Source organism: Paenibacillus sp. J31P13 (assembly GCF_056269295.1).
The window spans coordinates 164,087-183,143 of the sequence record NZ_JBWDNR010000005.1 but is presented as its reverse complement, the minus strand read 5'-3'; the positions used below and the strand labels follow the sequence as shown (position 1 = coordinate 183,143).

Genomic DNA, 19,057 nt, shown 5'->3' with positions numbered 1-19,057 from the left:
TGTCCAAACTTATTAGGAGATACCTATTAGAGTATTGTTCAGATTAGTTCTGTTGCTTTATTTAATCTCCCATCAGAATCGAAATGATGATGATAACGACGAGAGCAGCCATAATTACCCACGATAACTTATGACCAAAATTAATGGTCCAGCCGATGCCAAAGCGTTTCTCCAAGAACAGAGCCGGGTCAGCAGGATTGTAGTAAATGCCGCCAAGCTTCCAATAACGATCATCATCGGAGACCCCGCTTCCGACCGCGCTTGCACTTCCTTCAATACGAATACGACTCCCTCCTTGACCTAAACGGATGGATAACCAAATGGATCCAATCGTAATCATACCTGGAACTACCATGGATACAACTAGAATACTAATCGGATTAAGCTTCATTAACTGAGCTAGAGGAATAAATGAAAATAGGAGTGTCGTGAAAAATCCAGTAACAACAATAAAAACGGACCAGCTATGACGGAAAATAATATTGCGTTGACGTGAGGCTTCTGGATCTGCAACATCAATCTGCTGCTTACTGATGACAATACTGTAGTTAATAAAGAGGAACACAGCAATTAATATGAATTGAGTAGCAATAGGCCATAGTAAAGCTGAAAGAGATTTATCCACTACATGAGTAGCGTTTCCTGAAAAATCATACTTAAGAATCAATTCATTCGGAAATTGATCATAAAACGAAATAACAAGGATCAGTGTCGCTAAGGCTAGCAAAATATGCGGAATAAACCAGTATGAAGATACGGTTAGCTTGCTTCGCCGAAATGAAGTGTCAACAACTACAGTCTGCATGACGGGACTTCCCCATTGCCGTTCACGTTTCATTCTCTTCATCCTGTAATGGAAGAAGAGATACGTAGCAAAGGATATCACGATCACTGCGCACGTATAACCGCCAATCGCTATTGAAATTTGCCCCTCATCTGAAAGCTTGATCAGACTTACCGCAGTGATAATAAAAAGAATCGCATGAAGAACCGTCAGAAGAAATGCATATTTTTTTCTCATCTGCCGAACATCCTGATGCCAGTAAACTTCCTCTATAACAGAAATACCGAAGCTTTCCGTTCGTCTAGTAAGAAATGGAGTTGCAATAAATACAAAGCTTATAGGAATAAAAATTGTCACGAGCAGTAGCCAAACAGTCCATTGTTCCATCTAATATGACCAACCTTTCATTAGCAGATTATTTTGGAAAGTTGTGTAAAACTAACTCACATCGCCAGCTGAACGTATTTTTTTGAAAATAGAGCGGCATAAATCCAGCAGCGCTTCCTCGCTTACATTGTGGCATATCGACTCGCTGATGATCGGTCTCATCTTTTCCTCCAACTGCTGATAGAATGCTTCGTCTGCTTCAGGAAGTTCTCGCTGAACAACAACACCTTTCTGACGATGAATCTCAACGTATCCCTCCTGCTTTAAAGCTGTATAGGCTTTATTAACGGTATGCATATTAATACCTAGATCCGAGGAGAGTGAGCGTACGGAAGGCAACGGTTCTCCACGTGCAAGTGATCCGCTCGCAATTCCTTCAATGATTTGATTCGTCAATTGCGTATAAAGCGGAACATCCGATTCCAAATTGATTTTAATAAAGATCATGGTCACCACCTTTTCCGCTATATCTGTTATACATATACTATAACAGACAAACTGGAATTAGGTCAATAAAAAAGGAAGATGACTGGAAATTAAAGATCCAGCATCTTCCTTTTTTAATTATCTATTAATAATTACAACTACAATAGCTCCTTGACCCAAACGCTCATTTCGCCTTTTCCACGATTCGCCCATGCATAATAAGGAATAAAGGTTAAGCTGGTCTGCTCCAGCGCTGGTTTTCCATTCGACCGGTAAAGCTGATTACCCCATTCTTCAAAATGCAGTTTTTTCGCTTCCCCTGTAATAACCCTAATACCTCCAACAAGATTGTTAACATGGGATACTTCTAGCTTAGCATCCTGTGGTAAAAGCATTTGCTGAAGCTGATCTCCGTTATCAGCTTCCTCTATGCAATAAACAAGCGGTCCATGCTGCAAAGCAACTTTACCCGCATTTTGTTTCACAAGGGGATGGCTTCTTACTCTCAAGATCGGCATTTCAAGTTGAATTTGGGCCATGTCACCTGAATTCCACTCCCGATTAATTCTTACATAACCGTCAACTATTTTACCTGTAACCTCATAAACTTCACCATTTACTTTTACAGCTGCCTTGGATGCCCAATCCGGAACCCGCAGCGCAAGTTCAAACGTAACAGGCTCCTCCATTGTTATCTCATACTGTGCTGTCCCTTCCCACGGCATGCTCGTTTGCTGATTAAGCTTTATTTTGGCTTTATTAATCGCAAGCTCAACCTCTCCGCTAATATACAAATGAGAATATATCGTCTGACCGCTAACAGCATACATATACTCGCCCAATGAAGCCAGCAATCGTGCAATATTCGGAGGGCAGCACGCACAGCCAAACCATTCTTGACGAACTGGCTTAACATGCTTAAAATTTTTATTCCGTCCGTCACATACCTCAGGCGAAACCTCAAGAGGATTAACATAGAAGAAATGCTTTCCGTCACGTGACATGCCGGCAAGAACCGTATTGTACAAAGCCCGCTCCATTACGTCTGCATAACGGCTGTTTGGCTCTAGCTGAAGCATACGGTGTGCAAAAAAGATGAGACCAATGGAGGCACAGGTTTCCGCATAAACCGTATCATTTGGCAGATCATAATCGAATGAGAACGCTTCGCCCTCTGCCATCGACCCGATACCGCCCGTGATATACATTTGCTTGGAAACAATGTTGTCCCACAGTCTGCGGCATGCTTCTACTAAAGACTGATCACCTGTTTCGCGTGCAACGTCTGCCATTCCCGCAAGCATGTACACAACCCTTACTGCATGGCCCGCTGCCACATCCTGTTCACGAACCGGCACATGCGCTTGAAAATAGGCATGATCAATATGGATTCTGTTTTTGCTCCAATAACTGGTCCAGCCTCTGCGCTCGGCTTCCTCCTCGAAGAAGCTGGGTTTCTCACCGCGTTTATTGACAAAATAGAGACTGAGCTCTAAGTATTTGCGCTCTCCCGTCGTTTCGTAAAGCTTCACAAGCGCAAGCTCAATTTCTTGATGACCGTCGTATCCAGGAATCTGCCCAGGTCCATCTCCAAACACGACAGCAATGTCATCTGCAATCCGGCACACGATATCCAGCAGCTTCCGTTTACCTGTAGCTTGATAATAAGCAACCCCTGCTTCGATCATGTGACCCGCAGTGTAAAGCTCATGACATTCCGTCAAATTAGTCCATTTAAGCTCAGGAGCCTTAATGGTAAAGTAAGTATTTAAGTAGCCGTCTGGCTCCTGGGCTTGTCCGATAATATCTATCATCTCATCAGCAATCTGCTCTAGCGCTTCATCCCGCTTCGAAACAAGTAAATAGGCAACAGCTTCAAGCCATTTTGCAACATCTGTGTCTTGGAAAACATAACCATAAAAATCGCCTTTTTCTAACCCCGCAGCTATTTTAAAGTTACTAACCGCTCCGCTGCGCTCAGCGCCCTCTACCCTATCATTAATCGCGTCCCATTGGTAAGGCACAACGACATCACGTACTAAATCAATGTAAAACTCCCAAAAATCATCTGTTATTTGAACCTGACTAAGAGAAACTGGCTTTGTCCTATTTAAATGAATACTTTGTCCCATTTTCCAACACACCTCTCTGTTATCATTCCAATTGCATGCTGCTAAGTTCTATTGTATGCGTTACAATAGAACATAAATATAAGCGGATCAAACCTATTTCTTATAAAATTTCACACAAATGATAGAGAGGGCTGAGCGGGAATGAATGAGACAAGTGAGCAACTGTATTTCGCCGCGCCTCCGCTTCCTTATTTTTTGGAAAGCGGCTCGACGCACTATGAGCCTGGAGAACAGCATCCCAATCGAAAACAGCTTGGAAAATTCGATTTGATTCTAGTGGAATCCGGTTGTTTATTTATTGGAGAAGAGGAGCAGCACTGGCAGTTAACCGCAGGACAAACACTGCTGCTGCTTCCTGATCGTTATCATTACTCCGTAAAGCCTTGCGAGGAAGCTACACGCTTCTATTGGATTCATTTCCATACCGTTGGAGAGTGGCAGCAGACTGATCATGAGCATTCCAGCTTAAACCACGAGGCGCATTATAATATTTTTCTAACCTCCCCCTACTCCTTGCATCTGCAAAAGCAATGGACACTTCCTTATCCTGAGCAAGCTTTCCAATTGATGCGCAAATTAAACAAAGCGGAAGCCGAGCGTCAATCCAGCTCCTTCTGGGTGCAGCAGCAGAGCTTTGAGGAGTTGCTCCGCATGATGGATTTACGTCAAAATGACACCTACACGAGTCCGGCAGTGAAGCTTGCTGAGAAAACAGAAGCCTACATTAAAAATAATTATCGCTTAGAAATATCGAGTAAAACGTTGTCAGAAACCCTTAATTTTCACTATAACTACATCACAAGATGCATGAAGCAGGTATATGATGTCACGCCGATAGAATATGTAACTAGATACCGACTTGAACAAGCGAAGCTGTTGCTCTTAAAGACAGAGTGGCCCGTCGCCCAAGTAGCAGAGTATGTCGGCTTTGAAAACACACCTTATTTCTCCAATTGCTTTACAAGCAAAATGGGACTCTCACCGAGTAAATTCCGTAAGCAATTTACTGAATAAGGACAAGACTGCAGGTAGTTGAAAGGGATGAATCAGGCGCTTGAGTGAAGGTAGTTGGCTTTAAGCTTGATGGAGGGGCTTATTAGAGCTAGTTTCAAGCTCTATTTGTTTCATTTGAGTTTGTTTGATCAGAATAGAGCTAGTTTCTAGCTCTAATCCCCTAGTCGTAGGGTATTCGAGCCCAGTTTGAGCGAGAACGACCTGAATAGAGCTAATTTCTAGCTCTATTTTTTTCATTTTGGTTAGTTTGGCCCCATTAGAGCTAGTTTTTAGCTCTATTCCCTCAGTTAAAGGGCAATTCGAGCCCAGTTCCAGCGAGAACGAGCTAAATAGAGCTAATTTCTAGCTCTATTTGTCTCATTTGGGTTAGTTTGATCAGAATAGAGCTAGTTTCTAGCTCTATTCCCTTAGTTGAGGCACATTCGAGCCCCATTTCAGCGAGAACGGGCTTATTAGAGCTAATTTCTAGCTCTATTTGTCTCATTTTGGTTAGTTTAGCCCCATTAGAGCTAGTTTCTAGCTCTAATTCCTAGGTCGACAATCATTTCAGCTCAATTGGTAATGAGAGGGACGTTGAGGAAGCAAGGGGTAGTTTAGTGCATCCTTGCATTTCCCACTCTCTTACGTAAAATGCATTTATGCATCCGTCTCTCTTACTGTTACCGTATTGGTCGCTTATTACAATATCGTATTTTCAACAAGCGTCTTCTTTAACCAGTCATAAGATAAACGACCGCTTATTTCATGAGCGCCAGGGAACACGTCTGTTTCCAGCTTATCCTCTGCTCCCTCCGCTGCGTAAATCTCTTTAATTTCCGTAGCAGCTTTGCGGAAGCCCTCAATTGGGAAGATAGGATCACTTTCTCCTGATTCAAGAAATAATGCTCTTGGAGCGATAAGTCCAATCAGCTCCGGCAGCTCTGCATGTACAAGTAAGCCGGGTGTATAGTTATCCAAGCAGTGATTGACGGCAAAAATACTATCCTTAACCGTATTCGTAAACCCTGTCAGCACAGTAGCTTTAATACGCGCCTCTAAAACAGAAGCTGCATACCCAACTAACGCGCCTCCGGAGAATCCCATAAGACCAATACGAGTGGAATCAACCTCTGGACGGGTAGCTAAATAATTAAAAGCCTTTAAGGCTTCCTTAACCCGAAGCCCAGTAAGCGTCTTTCCAAGCATCATAAGCTGTGTTGAAAGCTTAAAGCAGGAGTTTGGCGCTTCTGGATTATTTGTAAAATCCGCAAGCAATCTGCGTTCCCCAAAGCCGATCACATCAGGCGCAATGACGATCATCCCGCGTTTCACTAGCTCTATTGCAAAATGCTGATGAATGCCGGGCACTCCCTCATCAGGCGAGCCATCCCGCAACAAGCCAACAATTTCCCGACTTCCATAGCCATGACCATGGATCGCTACAACAGCAGGCAGCGTGCCGCTCGGATGGTTTGGTATTAGCACGTAGGCAGCAAAGGTTAGATCCGGCGTAGCTGACAGCTCCACTCTTTCACGAATATATCCATCACACTCGACTCTTTCCAGTACTTTCGGAGTATGATCACTGTTAGACTCAAATGCTCCAATTGCATTTCGAAGCGTAGCTTTTAACTTAGGTCTCCGCTCATTCCTCATTTCGAACTTCGAATCCTGCTGATGCTTCTCAATCGCCTCATCATACAGCCGTTCTAAAAAAGAATCTCCGTTCCACATGCTCCTCACCCCCAAAAAAATGTAAACGCTTTATTTATTGAATACGCAAATTAATCTATTTCGTTTCGATAGAATTTATACCGTAAACACGCTTCTACTACAGTCCTTCTCTGGAATACGTTTTTAGCTGCCTTCAAAGCACTGTGATATTCATGAGCATAAATCTAGATATCACCCTATTGTATTTTTATTCTCAACGTTGTATATTTATACAATACTATTTCAATAAGCGGGTGATGGATAATGATTGATACGGAAGCAAAAGAAACAGTCAGCTTGCTTGCAGCAGCGGACAAATCCATTTTATTTACAACTCGTCGGCCAGATGTTGTGATGGAGCGCGGCGAAGGAATGTATTTGTGGGACACAGAAGGCAAGCGGTATTTGGATTTTACGGCTGGGTGGGCAGTTACCGGCCTAGGGCATTCCCCAGCTGTGCTTCAGAAGGCGATAGCCCTTCAAGCATCGACGTTAGTACATGCGAGCCCTGCCTACTATAACAAGCCTCAAATTCAGTTAGCCGAGCTCATCACTTCAGTGAGCGGTATGGATAAAGTATTTTTTGCAAGCAGCGGCGCTGAAGCGAACGAAAGCGCGATAAAACTGGCAAGAAAACATGGCTCAGTAAATATGAACGGGGCATATGAAATTATTACGCTCAAAAACAGTTTCCACGGACGTACCCTTGCTACCATGTCAGCAACGGGCAAAGCGCAGTGGAAGCATTTATATGCTCCGAAGGTAGAAGGCTTTAAGCATGTTCCAATCAATGATCTTGATGCTTGCTTTGCTGCTGTTAACAATAATACCTGTGCTATTATGCTGGAGCTTGTGCAAGGAGAAGGCGGTATTCATTCCGTAGATGAGGCTTATTTGTTTGGACTGCGCAAAATCTGTGATATGTACGGCATGCTGCTTATTTTTGATGAAGTTCAAACAGGCATTGGCAGAACAGGGAAACTATTTGCATTTGAGCATTTTGGGATTCAGCCGGATGTTTTGACGCTTGGCAAAGGTATCGGCGGCGGTTTTCCTCTCTCTGCCATGTTAACGAAGAGTAAATATGATTTGTTTGAGCGGGGTGATCAAGGTGGCACTTATTCCGGTCAACCACTGGCAATGGCAGCTGGGTATGCAGTGCTTCAAGAGGTATTGGAGCTAAACTTAACAGCCAATGCCGAGCGGCAAGGACAGTATCTGATTAATGGGCTGCGCGAGCTGGCTCGTGACTTTGCCATTTCGAACATTCGCGGCAAGGGGCTCCTGCTTGCTTTCGACGTTCCAGAGGGTGCAAGTACAGAACTTGCAGCAAAATGCTTCCTCGAAGGCTTACTCATCAATGCACTAAACCCATCAACGATTCGTCTTTCTCCACCTCTAATCGTAACCCAAAAAGACATTGATGAAATGCTCTCACAGCTTCGCAAAGCATTCGGACAACTGAAATTCGTATAACAAATGTGTAAATAATGAAGTAGCTAGCGAGCACTGTAGATGAATAATCTCATTACTGATATAAATGCAGGGCTCGCTCAGCAGCTTCAAATCCGACATTCTCAATGTTGTTCAACTATTATCTCATTCGCTACCAGTCAATCTCATTTCCCTCGTAATCAACATATTGGCATGCTGCATCTACCGCTGCTGTCCACTCCGGGCTCAATCTAGCTTCAATTAGCTTAATAATAGAACTGGCTGATTGCTCTGGCGTAATTGCCGCATCGGCATCAAGCTTACCCTGCATAAAGGTTTGCACCCAGCCGGGATGTACGACCAGCACTCTTCCTCCAAGCGGTCTAATCCCATTATGAATAAGCTTAGATTGCATATTCAGCGCTGCCTTCGACATCCCATACGCATACCAGCTATCTCGATAACAATCGCTAATACTTCCCGCTTCCGAGGAAATGTTCACTAGAAATTTCGATTGGCTTTTTAAAAGCAGCGGCATGAATGTCTGGCTCATTCGCAAGCTTCCTAACGTATTCACATTAAACACACTCATCATTTCGTCGTAATTCAGCTCGTCATGAATCGTTGCTTTTATATCTCCCAAAATAGCTCCATTATTTATGAGCAGATCAAGCACATCGGTTTGATCAGATACCTGTCGAAATGCACCTGCTACACTTTCATCCGTAGAAATATCCAGCCTAATGGCATGCAATTGTTTTCCATATTGTTCTTCCAGCTTTTTAAGCGACGCTTCCTCCACTCCATATTGCCCTGCAAATACACGGTATCCCCGCCTAAGCAAACCGCTTGCCAATGCGAGACCGACTCCACGATCTGCTCCTGTAACGAATGCTGTTGGATTCATGCCGTTTCACTCCCTTTCTTTTCAATATCACGAATGTTGGAAAAGCAGCTCCGCATACCCTAAATACAATTGTAATGCGCCTATAACCAGGAGGATAAAATTGTGCGTAAGACAGCTCGAGCCGGCAAAAACAAAGAATTTACAGTCTATGTACTTCCCGCATGGAAGTGGAAAGAATTTATTGCCTTCGAATTGATCGGAGGCTCTGCGTTTTATTTATTTTGCCGAATAGCAGCGCATTCTGAGCTATTTGGCATTGCCGCTAACTTCGCAGGACCTCAAATGCTTAAATATGTGATGGCTGCCTATCGAATGGACAAAAAGAAACGTCCTGCCGCTCCCGCCAAGCCAGCGAAAATACAGAACGTCCCATAATATTTAGAAGCCGAAGTATTGCTTGGCATTCCGATAAGAAATATTTTGAACCATATCCCCGAGCAGTTCCATGTCGTGAGGCACCTCACCATTTTCGACCCATTCGCCAAGTAAATTACAGAGCAGACGTCTAAAATATTCATGCCTTGTATACGATAGGAAGCTTCGTGAATCCGTCAACATCCCAACAAAGCGGCTTAATAGGCCAAGATTAGCAAGCGCATTCATTTGTTCCAACATGCCGTTTTTCGTATCGTTGAACCACCAAGCTGATCCCAGTTGAATTTTACCCGGCACACCGCCGCCTTGAAAACTCCCAATGATGGAGCCGAGCACGTCATTATCCTTCGCGTTAAGCGAATAGACAATCGTCTTAGGCAATAAATCATCTTTATCCAGCGCATCAAGCAGCTTCGCAAGTGGATAAGCAACCGCACTATCATTGATGGAGTCAAAGCCTGTATCTGGTCCCAGCTTGCCGAACATGCGGGAACTATTATTGCGTGCCGCGTTAATATGGAATTGCATCACCCAGCCATGCTCTGCGTACAAGCGTCCCAAGAATAGCAGCGTATAGGTCTTGTATTTCTTCTCTTCTTCTAGACTTACCTGCTCGCCATTCAGCGCTTTGGCAAAAATAGCTGCCGCTTCATCCATCGTTGTATCTGCATATGCCACATAATCAAGGGCGTGATCCGAAACCTTGCAGCCTGCCTCATTGAAGAACGACACTCTCGCCGCGAGCGCATTAAGCAGCACATCATATTGATCTATTTTTTGATCCGTTACTGCTCCAAGCTTTCCTATCCATTCTAAAAAGGTCGATCTGTTAATCTCCAGCACCTTATCTGGACGGAAGGATGGCAGTACCTGCACATCGAAATCCGGCAGCTCTTTAATCGCAATATGGTATTCCAACGAATCAACCGGATCATCCGTCGTACAAATAACCTCGACATTGGACATTTTGATGAGATCACGCGCATTAAAGGAACCACCCGCTAGCTTGGCGTTAACCGCTTCCCAAATGGCTGGCGCATTCTTTTCATTAATGAGCTCATGCACGCCAAAGTAACGACGAAGCTCCAGATGCGACCATTGATAAAGCGGATTGCCAATCGTTTGTGGGACTGTTTTCGCCCAAGCTAGGAAGCGATCATAATCGGTTACGCCTTCGCCGCCTGTAACATATTGCTCCTCTACCCCATTTGCACGGAGAGCCCGCCACTTATAATGATCACCATAGAGCCAGGCCTCTGTAAGATTCGCAAAGCTCGTATTCTCGTAAATTTGCTGTGGGCTTAAGTGACAGTGATAGTCGATAATAGGCATTTCCTTCGCATAATCATGGTATAAACGGGCAGCCGTTTCGTTTGATAGCAAAAAATCGTCGTCCATAAATGGCTTCATTTCAGCGATTCCCCCATATCCTATTTGTAAAATTTGACCAAGTCATCAATCTGAATCGCTTGCCCCGTCTGTATGGAACGGTTAGCAGCGATACCCGTTAGAATTGAACGCGCGCCATCAATATGATTCGCCGCGCGATTGAAAGGATCCTCTACTGGCGTTCCAAATAAATCATTGAGCAATACAGGATCGCCCCCGCCGTGACCCCCGACGCCTTCTTCGACTTCAACCTCGTAAGGCGCATCAAACATTGGGAATACCTTAATCGTTTTCTCCTTCAAAGCGCCTTCCTGCGATTTCTCTCCGCCAGAATTGACGTATGACTTCTCGACAATGTTCATTTCCAAGCGGCCTTTCGTACCGTTAAATGCAATGCGGTAACCTTCCCACGGCAAGTAAGCATTTAATGAATAGGTTAGAATAGCATTGTTTTTGTAGCGTACAAGGACGCCCATCGTATCTTCGATATTAATACCGTCTCCGAATACACTCTGATCACGGCGATAGCCATCCTCATGTTCCGCATCCAAATACATCGATTTCAAATGCTCATTTTTATCCAAGTGCAGCGCAAAAGGATCATTTTCCGCATTTGGATTTCCTGTCGCACGCTCATAGAATTTCGTTTCACCACGTTCCTCTGCATTTTCTCTTCCATAGAATAGAAGATCGCCAAAGGCGAATACCGATTCCGGCTGCGACCCAATCCAGAAGTTAACGAGATCGAAATGATGCGTCGATTTGTGTACAAGCAAGCCGCCGCTGTTCGATTTGTTGCGATGCCATCTGCGGAAATAATCAGCTCCATGCTCCGTATTAAGCAGCCATTCAAAATGAACGGAAGTCACTTTGCCTATCGCACCATTTGCTATCAGCTCTCTTGCCTTCGTATGATGCGGCGCATAACGATAGTTAAAAGTAACGCGAACATTACGGCCTGTACGCTCGACTGCATCCAGTATTTCTTGACACTTCTTCTCGTCCACTGTCATCGGCTTCTCCGTTACCACGTCGCAGCCTAGCTCAAGAGCGCGAATAATATACGTATGATGTGTGCGATCCAAGCTTGTCACAATGACAGCATCCGGCTTCTCTATCTCAATCATGCGATCAAATTCATTCGATTTATAGGTGTTTACTGCTTCATAATTGTATTTATCAACTAGAATCTTATTAGCATAATTCATTCGAGTTTGGTTTATATCACAAAATGCCAGCAGCTCCGAGGTTTCTCTGAAATCGGTTGCAAGAGCACCGTAAAAAAATTCTGCCCTGCCGCCGCTGCCTACTAATACATAACGTTTTTTTGTCATTAGAAAAACTCCTCCTCTGATTTGCTTATTTTCATATTACGCATAATATTCATTTATTTCTCTTCAAATTATGCTATATTTTCTATAAACACCGCTTTTCTTGCGTTCAAATAAGAAAGGAGAGCATTCATTTGGCTGATTCGTCCGAAACCTACAGCTTCGGCTCCACATCCGAGCTTTACATTGAATATATGAAGCGTTCAGAGCCTTTTACAATGTCAGATGAGCATTATCATGACTATTACGAAATTTACTATATGCTCTCTGGCAAGCGTATCTATTTTATCCGTGACCGATCCTACTCCGTAGAACAAGGCGATCTTGTTTTTATTAATAAAAATGAGCTTCACAAAACGATGCAAACCGGCGAAGCCTCGCATGAGCGTGTTATCATTCATCTTGACGATGCCACAATCAAGCGCCTGTCTTCTAATCACTCTGCCTTTCTATTGACGCCGTTTCAGCAGCAGGGTCATATTATTCGTCTGCCCAGGCAAGAGCAGCTCGTTATCGAAGGAATCATTCGAAAAATGTTGACGGAAATCAGCGTAAAAGGAACCGGCTATGAGCTAGTTCCTAGCTGCGCGGTAACCGAGCTTTTATTAACCGCAGCTAGATTTTTAGAACAGCATGAACCCGTATCCTTGCATAATGACACCCCTATTCATGCCAAAATATCTGAGGTCATCCGCTATATCAATGCTCATTACGAAGAACCGCTGCGGCTGGGCACGCTTGCCCAACAGTTTTTTATAAGCCCCTATTACTTGAGCCGCATGTTTAAAGAAATGACCGGCTTCACGTTCTCGGATTACGTCATTCTAACTCGAATAAAGGAGGCACAGCGTCTGCTTCGAGAATCTGCGTTAAGCATTACGGATATTGCAGCATCTGTCGGTTTCGATAACTTTTCCCATTTTGGTAAAACATTCAAAAAAACAACTCGTCTCTCTCCTCGTGGTTATCGTAAGCAGTATGTATAATATATATGATAAATGTCGTGATTTCGTATAAATATAGTCACCAAATTGCACTAAAAATAAGATTATAAATGTGTTAGATTATAATTGTTGTCATAATATTATATAAACATAACCTGCTTCATATTCGTCGTTCTGGGAGAGATGATCAGATGATTAGAATTGGTAAAATTAGCTATTGGCATGTACACGCTTGGGATTATACAAAGCAAGCACAGGAGCATCCAGATACAGAAATAGTCGCTGTGTGGGATGAGAATGAGGAACGCGGAGAAGCGGCGGCAGCAAAGCTTGAGGTTCCTTTCCATGCAAACCTTGAGGAAATGCTGCAGCGAGATGATATCGATGCCGTTATCGTTGATGCGCCGACCTCGATGCATGCAGAGGTAATGGTTGCTGCTGCAAAAGCAGGCAAGCATATTTTTACAGAGAAGGTCATAGCCGCAACCTTGAAGGATGTTAATATTATACTGGATGAAGTTGCTAAAAATAATGTAAAATTAACGGTATCGCTGCCTCGTCTTAATGACGGCTATACGCTAGCTATTCGCGAAATTTTGTCTAAGGGATTGCTTGGCAAGGTCACTCTCGTTCGGGCGCGTTTGTCACATAACGGCGCTATTGCGAATTGGCTTCCAGAGCATTTCTACAATTTGGAGCAATGCGGCGGCGGCGCTTTAATCGATTTAGGTTGTCATCCGATGTATTTGACCAGACTGTTTCTAAATGAGCTCCCTACTGAGGTATCCGCTCAATTTGGTTATGTAACTGGCAAAGAAGTCGAAGATAATGCTGTTTCTGTTTTATCCACCCAATCTGGAGCTGTTGGAATTGTTGAAGCTGGCTTTGTAAACAACTATTCTCCATTTACGATTGAGGTGCATGGCACAGAAGGAACGCTGCTTTACGGCACGCCTGAAGAGAAATTGCTGCTTCGCACATCATCGGCTGGCTCTGAGCTCTCTGAGCAATGGACGGCACAACCGATTCCAGCGGCTAGAGAAAGTGCTTTTCATCAATGGGTAGAGCATATCCAGAAAAACACAACAGCGGATGAGAACATTAGCTTAGCCATTGATTTAACGAAGCTGATGGAAGCATCCAATCGTTCTGTCAATGAGCACCGTGCTGTCAGCCTGAATGAACTAACCCAATAACCCAAAAATCTACTTACATTACGTACGCTCAGGAGGCGATGACATGCCTAGCTTTCCTTATGAAATGATGCTTGAGCGGAGAGATGTGCTTGAGCGCTTGGAGCTTTGCATCAGATGGGGGCCGTACGACATTCATGTGCTTCGCTTCCATATGACGCAATTTCCGCCTGGGAGAATTATTGGCTTTCATAAACATGCGGAATATGAGTTTCATTTCATTCCAAGAGGCAAAGGCAAGGTCATCATTGTCGATCAGGAGTATGCGTTAAGGCCGGGAATGTTCTATTTAACAGGACCAGACATCATGCACTATCAGGAAGCCGATCAACATGAAGCCATGGATGAGCTTTGTCTTCATGTTGATATTATCGATCGCACGGAGCAAGAGAATTCTAATGATTCTCCGTCATCTGCCGATCATTGGGAGAGTGCGGAAGCGCGAGATTGTATTGAGAAATTGAGAACGCTTCCGTCAATCCCGGCAACCGATCTTTACCATGCCATGCCTCGCTTTCTAGAAGCATATGAGGCATGCAGCGAAAATTTTGTCGGCAGCTATACCACAATCAAGCAAACCGTCATTCAAATTTTACTTCGCGCAGTAAGGGCCTATGATACCGAGAAGGACCAGCAGCAATTACCTACCCGAGATATGAAGGCTTACCGGTACCGGTTGGCGATGGAATACATATATGCCAACTATGATGGTCCTATCACGCTCGAAGCTGTTGCAGACAAGCTCAATTTAAGTGCAAGGCATATTCAGCGGCTCTTTAAAGAACTCCACCACGGACATAGCTTCAGTCGTATTTTAGAAGATATTAGATTGAAGGTAGTATGCCGCGAGCTGGAAAACACTGATCGGTCTATTGAGAAGATTGCCATGCTGGCCGGCTTTACCGGCGGCAACTACCTGCATGCTGTATTTCGCAGAAAGTTTGGCGTCACCCCTTCTCAATACCGAAAGAGCTCGCGTCAGAAATTATCTCCATAAATCCATTTCATTAATTAGGAGGAATTTTATCATGTCAAAAATATACAAGCTAGCTATTATCGGTTGCGGTGGTATTGCGAACGGCAAGCATTTGCCAAGTCTCAAAAAACTAACTAACGTTGAAATCGTCGCTTTTTGCGATATCGTTGAGCATCGCGCTATTGAAGCAGCAGCATTATATGGCGCAGAAGGCGCAAGCGTTTATACGGACTACAAAGAATTGCTTAAAGATTCAACCATCGAAATCGTCCATGTATGTACGCCAAATGACTCCCATGCAGACATCTCTATCGATGCGCTGGAAGCAGGCAAGCATGTCATGAGCGAGAAGCCTATGGCGAAAACCGCGCATGACGCGCAGCGTATGGTAGATGCGGCTCGTCGTACGGGCAAGAAGCTTACTGTAGGCTACAATAACCGCTTCCGTTCAGACAGTCAGCATCTGAAAAAGCTCTGCGCAGCTGGCGAGCTTGGTGATATCTATTTCGCGAAAGCACATGCCATTCGCCGTCGTGCTGTACCTACATGGGGCGTATTCCTTGACGAAGAGAAACAAGGCGGCGGACCGCTTATCGATATCGGAACTCACGCGCTTGATTTGACGCTTTGGATGCTCGATAACTACAAGCCGAAGGTTGTACTCGGTACGTCCTACCACAAGCTGTCGCAGCGTGAAAATGCAGCGAATGCTTGGGGCCCATGGGATCCTGCCAAATTTACTGTTGAAGATTCCGCATTCGGTATGGTTGTTATGGAGAATGGCGCTACGATTATGCTTGAATCCAGCTGGGCACTTAATACGCTCGAAGTTGACGAAGCAAAATGCTCCTTGTCAGGAACTGAGGGCGGCGCAGACATGAAGGATGGTCTTCGCATCAATGGTGAGAAACACAGCCGTTTGTACACAACGAATGTGGATCTAAAAGCTGGAGGCGTTGCTTTCTATGACGGCAAAACCGAAACGGATGCAGATCTTGAAATGAGAATGTGGATAAAAGCAATTGACGAGGATACCGATCCTGTCGTGACGCCGGAGCAAGCCTTCGTCGTTTCACAAATTCTTGAAGCGATTTATGAATCGTCCAAAACAGGTAAAGCGGTTTACCTATAAGCAACCAAAAAAGAAGCCAGCCGAGTCTATTAGACAAGGCTGGCTTTTCTTTTGGTATGGAGAACTAGTTTACGAAAAAGGATGTCAGCATGATGACTGGCGCGTTGTAATCAATCGCATATTCATTGCTTGAATAGGATGCCCTTACATCTAAATAAGCTTTGGCTGGTGCGAGTTCAGTCTTTACCGCATCCAAATCCGGATCACCGCCATAACGATTAGGTCCTCCGACGACCAGACCAGGAATCATAATACCGCTTGAAGTCTGAATGCGATGGTGAGGCTCCAATGGAAAACGGCTTCCGATACTCGTTACATAGCTGAAGCCTGTTGCACTTCTTCCAAATACATGATGAAGCTGTTCAAGTGCCGCAGTTTTATAGGCTTCATTTGGCTGCATCAGATTCGCAAGCATAAGCATACAGCCGTAAGCCGCCCCTGTTTTCACAGATGCCCACGTATATTCATCCGTTTTCAGAGTGTTTAAATAGCCGTCGCTCTCCACCCGGATAAGAAGCTCTTCTGCCCGCTCTACGAGCGCTTTGCGAATGATTCCCTTCCACTCGGCACTCGTCTTGTCCCCATTATAATAAGCCCATTGGCCGAGCAGCTGTGCATTTCCCCAATTGATTGCTTGAGGCGACCTTTTGAGTAGAAAATCATATCGTTTCGTTAGTGTATCGCTGTATTGTATTTCTCCCGTGGTTCGGAACAGCTCTGCCAAAGCCCATAACCGCTCTTCCGCGTCTGATTTTTTCCCATAGGCGCCTGAACCGTTGTCCTGTCCAACATCATTGCGGAAGAAAGCAGCTTCGTTTGCGGTCAAAAAATGCTGCGCCTTCACAGCTGCTGTCAGCAGCTTCTCTGAGTAGACATTGTCAAATGGTTGATAGATACGGGCTGCAAGAGCAGTCGCACCAACAAACTGAGCCGTCCCATAGGAAGAGAGACCGAACACATAACGTGTTTGTGTGTCGGTATCTGGTGTTACAAAGCCGGTCCACTCTGCGCCACTCACTTTGTGGTACACAGCTCCGTCGGAGCGTTGCATACGCAGCATCCAGTCTAGCTCATACTTAAGCTCCACCAATATATCGGGCATTGCTGGCTGTTTAATCGGAGCTTGAAGTCCAGCAGGAAACTGAAGCTGACCAATTGGGAAAGCTTCCGGATTGAGCTCGTAGGCAAGCAGAAGCTGAGCAACTGTCACTGCTGCGGGAGGTATGTATTTGCCATAGTCGCCAGCATCATACCAACCGCCTGAGACATCCATGACTTCCCCCTTGCGGGATATGCCGTCATCGAAAAAGACTTCCGCTTTCGCATCCTGCAAATGCCCGCCCTTCTGCTTCAAGCCGGTTACAGCATCATCAATATCTACGCCTGTTCGTTGCAGTGTGTAGGAGCGCAGCATAAGCGCGAGTGGGTCTTGATAAGGGTTGGCTCCAATTTCAAAGGGATAGGAACTGCCAACACCATCTATCGTTACTCTATACAATCCGCTTCTTTGAAAGGGAGAGAAATCCGCCCTTCTTACCAACATTCGCGAGGCTTCATCCATAAAGGCTTCTGACATGCTTCCTGCAAATACTTGTTCTCCACTTTCCTCGTCTATAAGTGCAAAAGAATTTTCAGCAGGCAGCTCACCTTCTACAATTGCGATCTTCGAGTGCATCGTTGCATATCCTACCTGATCAACTTTCACTCGTACCCCCTGTTCACCTGCTTCAACAGAAATAGCAGGATTTATAACTGCCTCCTTGGAATCTGGCGCAGATGGAGATGTTGTTGAAGCTGCAGATGGAGAAACTTCAATTGAATTTATTACCTTTTGCCGATCCACTTTATTCCCGCCTTTTGATTTCATTCCTGTAAATACCAGTATTACAGCGACAAAAATAATCACGGCTCCCGCTGCGATTAGAAATAGAGCCCTTCTGCGCTGAAGCATTAGTCCGCCAATATCGTGTCAATTCGCGTGATGAGCTCATCCGTCAGTTTAAGTTCGCTCGCTTTGCTATTCTCTACAATTTGTTCAGGACGGCTAGCGCCAACCAGCGCACTTGCTACATTCGGCTGCCTCAGTACCCATGCAATGGCAAGCTGTGCTACGGAGAAGCCAATCTCCTCTGCCAAGCCTTTCAGTTCCTCCACGCGGGATAGATGCCAATCACTCAGATAACCGCCAATGAACATATTAGAGCTTGCATCCAGCGCGCGGCTGCCCTCCGGTTTGCCCGCTTCCCCTTTGCTGTACTTACCAGTAAGAACCCCCTGTGCCAGCGGTGAGAATACAACCTGGCTGATCCCGTTGCGTTCACTTAGCGGAATGATCTCCTTCTCGATTGCCTTATGGAACATATGATATTGCGGTTGATTAACTACGATTCGGTCTAGCAAATATTTATCCGCTACACCAAGCGCTTCTTGAATTTGAGCCGCTGACCATTCACTCACGCCAACATATAACACCTTGCCTGAGCGTACAAGATCCTCAATCGTGCGGAGTGTTTCATCTACTGGCGTATTCGGATCGTAACGGTGACAATAATAGATGTCCACATAATCAAGCCCAAGCCGCTTCAAGCTGGCATTTGCCTGCTCCAAAATATGCTTGCGAGACAAGCCCTTGTCATTCGGTCCTGACCCCATTTCACCGAATACTTTGGTCGCAATGACATAGGACTCGCGTGCATAGCCTCGCAGTGCTTCTCCAACTACTTCTTCTGCTTTTCCGCGCATATATACGTTTGCTGTATCGAAGAAATTAATGCCAAGATCATAGGCCTGCGCAATCGTTTTGGCAGCCGTTCCATCATCTACTGAATTGCCGTAAGTCAACCAGCTTCCAAGACTAATCTCGCTCACCTTCAAGCCTGTTCTTCCAAGTCTCCGATAGTTCATAATAACCTCCACAATATTTATTTTTGATTCATGTCTA

Annotated in this window: 16 protein-coding genes; 7 read left to right on the top strand and 9 right to left on the bottom strand. The window is 44.8% G+C overall.

What is annotated here, in order from left to right; all coding sequences use genetic code 11:
* Window positions 1–61 precede the first annotated feature (61 nt).
* The 3 genes from AC0YOD_RS18090 to AC0YOD_RS18080 all read right to left on the bottom strand — a co-directional run bounded on the left by AC0YOD_RS18090 (window position 62) and on the right by AC0YOD_RS18080 (window position 3,729).
* Window positions 62–1,171, bottom strand: a complete 1,110-nt coding sequence (locus tag AC0YOD_RS18090; protein ID WP_475800720.1) for a DUF1648 domain-containing protein — start codon at window positions 1,169–1,171, stop codon at window positions 62–64.
* Between the two features lie 51 nt (window positions 1,172–1,222).
* Window positions 1,223–1,615, bottom strand: a complete 393-nt coding sequence (locus AC0YOD_RS18085; RefSeq protein WP_475801028.1) for a GntR family transcriptional regulator — start codon at window positions 1,613–1,615, stop codon at window positions 1,223–1,225.
* Window positions 1,616–1,755: 140 nt separating this feature from the next.
* On the bottom strand, window positions 1,756–3,729 hold the full coding sequence (locus AC0YOD_RS18080) for a glycoside hydrolase family 127 protein (RefSeq protein ID WP_475800719.1): 1,974 nt from the start codon (window positions 3,727–3,729) through the stop codon (window positions 1,756–1,758).
* 141 nt (window positions 3,730–3,870) lie between these two features.
* On the opposite strand from AC0YOD_RS18080, the gene AC0YOD_RS18075 reads away from it, so the two are divergent.
* Window positions 3,871–4,743 carry a helix-turn-helix domain-containing protein gene (locus tag AC0YOD_RS18075; RefSeq protein ID WP_475800718.1) on the top strand — a complete coding sequence of 291 codons (873 nt, stop codon included), beginning with the start codon at window positions 3,871–3,873 and terminating at the stop codon, window positions 4,741–4,743.
* Between the two features lie 678 nt (window positions 4,744–5,421).
* Here the strand turns inward: AC0YOD_RS18075 and AC0YOD_RS18070 are convergent.
* Complete coding sequence (locus AC0YOD_RS18070; protein WP_475800717.1) at window positions 5,422–6,456, bottom strand: dienelactone hydrolase family protein; 1,035 nt, start codon at window positions 6,454–6,456, stop codon at window positions 5,422–5,424.
* A gap of 243 nt (window positions 6,457–6,699) precedes the next feature.
* Between AC0YOD_RS18070 and AC0YOD_RS18065 the strand changes: the two genes are divergently transcribed.
* Entirely contained in the window at window positions 6,700–7,911 is a 1,212-nt protein-coding gene (locus AC0YOD_RS18065) for an aspartate aminotransferase family protein (RefSeq protein WP_475800716.1), read from the top strand.
* Window positions 7,912–8,041: 130 nt separating this feature from the next.
* On the opposite strand, the gene AC0YOD_RS18060 is transcribed toward AC0YOD_RS18065, so the two are convergent.
* Complete coding sequence (locus AC0YOD_RS18060; protein WP_475800715.1) at window positions 8,042–8,776, bottom strand: SDR family oxidoreductase; 735 nt, start codon at window positions 8,774–8,776, stop codon at window positions 8,042–8,044.
* Between the two features lie 102 nt (window positions 8,777–8,878).
* Between AC0YOD_RS18060 and AC0YOD_RS18055 the strand changes: the two genes are divergently transcribed.
* Window positions 8,879–9,151 carry a hypothetical protein gene (locus tag AC0YOD_RS18055; protein ID WP_475800714.1) on the top strand — a complete coding sequence of 91 codons (273 nt, stop codon included), beginning with the start codon at window positions 8,879–8,881 and terminating at the stop codon, window positions 9,149–9,151.
* Between the two features lie 3 nt (window positions 9,152–9,154).
* Here the strand turns inward: AC0YOD_RS18055 and uxaC are convergent, their stop codons facing one another.
* Together uxaC and AC0YOD_RS18045 are read right to left on the bottom strand one after the other, a co-directional pair.
* Entirely contained in the window at window positions 9,155–10,561 is a 1,407-nt protein-coding gene (uxaC, locus tag AC0YOD_RS18050; protein ID WP_475800713.1) for a glucuronate isomerase, read from the bottom strand.
* Window positions 10,562–10,581: 20 nt separating this feature from the next.
* Complete coding sequence (locus AC0YOD_RS18045) at window positions 10,582–11,874, bottom strand: Gfo/Idh/MocA family protein (RefSeq protein ID WP_475800712.1); 1,293 nt, start codon at window positions 11,872–11,874, stop codon at window positions 10,582–10,584.
* Between the two features lie 131 nt (window positions 11,875–12,005).
* On the opposite strand from AC0YOD_RS18045, the gene AC0YOD_RS18040 reads away from it, so the two are divergent.
* From AC0YOD_RS18040 to AC0YOD_RS18025, 4 genes are all read left to right on the top strand, one after another.
* Complete coding sequence (locus AC0YOD_RS18040; RefSeq protein WP_475800711.1) at window positions 12,006–12,857, top strand: helix-turn-helix domain-containing protein; 852 nt, start codon at window positions 12,006–12,008, stop codon at window positions 12,855–12,857.
* Window positions 12,858–13,006: 149 nt separating this feature from the next.
* The gene (locus tag AC0YOD_RS18035; RefSeq protein WP_475800710.1) at window positions 13,007–14,011 is read left to right on the top strand and encodes a Gfo/Idh/MocA family protein; all 1,005 of its coding nucleotides are present in this window, start codon (window positions 13,007–13,009) and stop codon (window positions 14,009–14,011) included.
* A 43-nt stretch (window positions 14,012–14,054) separates the two neighbouring features.
* Window positions 14,055–15,005 (top strand): cupin domain-containing protein, encoded by a 951-nt coding sequence (locus AC0YOD_RS18030; RefSeq protein WP_475800709.1) that lies wholly within the window; start codon window positions 14,055–14,057, stop codon window positions 15,003–15,005.
* Between the two features lie 31 nt (window positions 15,006–15,036).
* Complete coding sequence (locus AC0YOD_RS18025; protein ID WP_475800708.1) at window positions 15,037–16,116, top strand: Gfo/Idh/MocA family protein; 1,080 nt, start codon at window positions 15,037–15,039, stop codon at window positions 16,114–16,116.
* Between the two features lie 64 nt (window positions 16,117–16,180).
* Here the strand turns inward: AC0YOD_RS18025 and AC0YOD_RS18020 are convergent, their stop codons facing one another.
* A complete protein-coding gene (locus AC0YOD_RS18020) occupies window positions 16,181–18,067 on the bottom strand; it encodes a glycoside hydrolase family 9 protein (protein ID WP_475800707.1) in 1,887 nt (628 codons plus the stop codon).
* Complete coding sequence (locus AC0YOD_RS18015) at window positions 18,067–19,020, bottom strand: aldo/keto reductase family protein (protein ID WP_475800706.1); 954 nt, start codon at window positions 19,018–19,020, stop codon at window positions 18,067–18,069. The genes AC0YOD_RS18020 and AC0YOD_RS18015 overlap by 1 nt, the downstream gene beginning before the upstream one ends.
* Window positions 19,021–19,057: the final 37 nt, after the last annotated feature.

Excerpts from the sequence above, each read along its gene's own strand:
- AC0YOD_RS18045 (WP_475800712.1), bottom strand. The coding sequence starts at position 11,874 with ATGACAAAAAAACGTTATGTATTAGTAGGCAGCGGCGGCAGGGCAGAA.
- AC0YOD_RS18020 (WP_475800707.1), bottom strand. The coding sequence starts at position 18,067 with ATGCTTCAGCGCAGAAGGGCTCTATTTCTAATCGCAGCGGGAGCCGTG.
- AC0YOD_RS18080 (WP_475800719.1), bottom strand. The coding sequence starts at position 3,729 with ATGGGACAAAGTATTCATTTAAATAGGACAAAGCCAGTTTCTCTTAGT.
- uxaC (WP_475800713.1), bottom strand. The coding sequence starts at position 10,561 with ATGAAGCCATTTATGGACGACGATTTTTTGCTATCAAACGAAACGGCT.
- AC0YOD_RS18060 (WP_475800715.1), bottom strand. The coding sequence starts at position 8,776 with ATGAATCCAACAGCATTCGTTACAGGAGCAGATCGTGGAGTCGGTCTC.
- AC0YOD_RS18025 (WP_475800708.1), top strand. The coding sequence starts at position 15,037 with ATGTCAAAAATATACAAGCTAGCTATTATCGGTTGCGGTGGTATTGCG.
- AC0YOD_RS18075 (WP_475800718.1), top strand. The coding sequence starts at position 3,871 with ATGAATGAGACAAGTGAGCAACTGTATTTCGCCGCGCCTCCGCTTCCT.
- AC0YOD_RS18070 (WP_475800717.1), bottom strand. The coding sequence starts at position 6,456 with ATGTGGAACGGAGATTCTTTTTTAGAACGGCTGTATGATGAGGCGATT.
- AC0YOD_RS18065 (WP_475800716.1), top strand. The coding sequence starts at position 6,700 with ATGATTGATACGGAAGCAAAAGAAACAGTCAGCTTGCTTGCAGCAGCG.
- AC0YOD_RS18035 (WP_475800710.1), top strand. The coding sequence starts at position 13,007 with ATGATTAGAATTGGTAAAATTAGCTATTGGCATGTACACGCTTGGGAT.
- AC0YOD_RS18090 (WP_475800720.1), bottom strand. The coding sequence starts at position 1,171 with ATGGAACAATGGACTGTTTGGCTACTGCTCGTGACAATTTTTATTCCT.
- AC0YOD_RS18015 (WP_475800706.1), bottom strand. The coding sequence starts at position 19,020 with ATGAACTATCGGAGACTTGGAAGAACAGGCTTGAAGGTGAGCGAGATT.
- AC0YOD_RS18030 (WP_475800709.1), top strand. The coding sequence starts at position 14,055 with ATGCCTAGCTTTCCTTATGAAATGATGCTTGAGCGGAGAGATGTGCTT.